The organism is Streptomyces mayteni (assembly GCF_054783955.1).
Map to the genome: position 1 here is coordinate 1 of NZ_BAAGPR010000257.1, position 1,488 is coordinate 1,488.

Here is a 1,488-nt window from a genome sequence, read left to right on the forward strand (position 1 = left end):
CCTGGTTGATCGCCGAACCCCGCACCACCGCCAACACCCGATGCCCAAGCCGCCGCGCATCCGACAACCGCTCCAACACCAACAACCCCGCACCCTCCGAGAACCCCGTCCCGTTGGCCGATGCGGCGAAGGCGCGGCACCGACCGTCCGGCGACAGCCCTCGTTGCCGACTGAAGGAGATGTAGCCCGCAGGGTTCGCCAGGATGGTGATGCCGCCGGCGAGGGCGAGTGAGCACTCGCCCTGACGCAGGGACTGGGCCGCCATGTGGAGGGCCACCAGCGATGACGAGCACGCCGTGTCCACCGACACCGCGGGCCCCTCCAGGCCGAGGTGGTAGGCGACGCGTCCTGACACGACGCTGGCCAGGGTGCTGGAGGCGTAGTACCCCTCCAGTTCCGGGGACGAGGAGTCAGGGCCGACCATGCTCGACGCATACTCCTGGTGGATCACGCCGACGAAGACGCCGGCCTGGCTGCCGCGCAGGCCGCTCGGGTCGATCCCGGCTCGTTCCAGGGCCTCCCAGGACGTTTCCAGCAGTACGCGCTGCTGCGGGTCCATGGCCAGTGCCTCGCGGGGGCTGATCCCGAAGAACCCGGCGTCGAAGTCACCCGCGTCGTAGAGGAAACCCCCCTGCCGCGTGTACGTCCTACCAGCCCGCTCAGGATCCGGGTCATACAGGGCGTCCACGTCCCAACCACGATCCTGCGGGAACTCCGAGATGCTGTCCCGCCCCTCCGTGAGGGTCTGCCACAGCTCCTCGGGGGAGGTGACGCCACCGGGGAAGCGGCAGGCCATGCCAACGATGGCGAGGAGTTGGTCGTCGGCGCCGGCACCGGTGGCCGCCGGCGCCGTGGGCGCCGCCGCGGGCTCGTCGTCGGTCTGCGGGATGCCGGGCAGTCGGGCGTCGAGGTGGTCGGCCAGGACCCGGGGGGTGGGGTAGTCGAAGGCCAGGGTGCTCGACAGGCGCAGACCGGTGGCGGCGTTCAGGCGGTTCCGCAGTTCCACCGCGGTGAGTGAGTCGAAGCCGAGGTCCTTGAACGCCCGGTCGGCGTCCACCTTGTCAGGCGACGCGTGGCCGAGGACGGCCGCGGTGTGGGTGCGGATCAGCTCCAGCAGCAGCCGCTGCCTGTCAGTGCCGGTCGCGCTGGCGAGCTGGGTGGCGAGCGCGTCGCCGGCCGGGGCGGCGCGGCTACCGGCCGGGAGTTCGCGCCGTGTGGCGGGCCGGGCGAAGCCGCGCAGCAGTGGGCTGTTCTCGGCGTCGTGGCGGCGGCGCAGCAGGGTGGTGTCCAGCCGTACCGGGACGAGGTGTGCCTCGCCGGTGGTGCGTGCGGCGTCGAGGAGGGCGAGCCCTTGTTCGTCGCTGAGCGCCATGATGCCGGAGTGGTTCAGCCGTTGGTGGTCGGTGGTGGTGAGGTGGCCTGTCATGCCGCTGGTGGTTTCCCACAGGCCCCAGGCGAGGGAGTGGGCGGGCAGGCCGTGCTGGTGGC

1 protein-coding gene is annotated in these 1,488 nt (G+C 71.7%); it reads right to left on the reverse strand.

What is annotated here, in order from left to right:
• Positions 1–1,426, reverse strand: a 1,426-nt coding sequence (locus tag ACYVPE_RS39760) for an acyl carrier protein (RefSeq protein WP_461038721.1), incomplete at its 3' end; no start/stop codon positions are given.
• Positions 1,427–1,488: the final 62 nt, after the last annotated feature.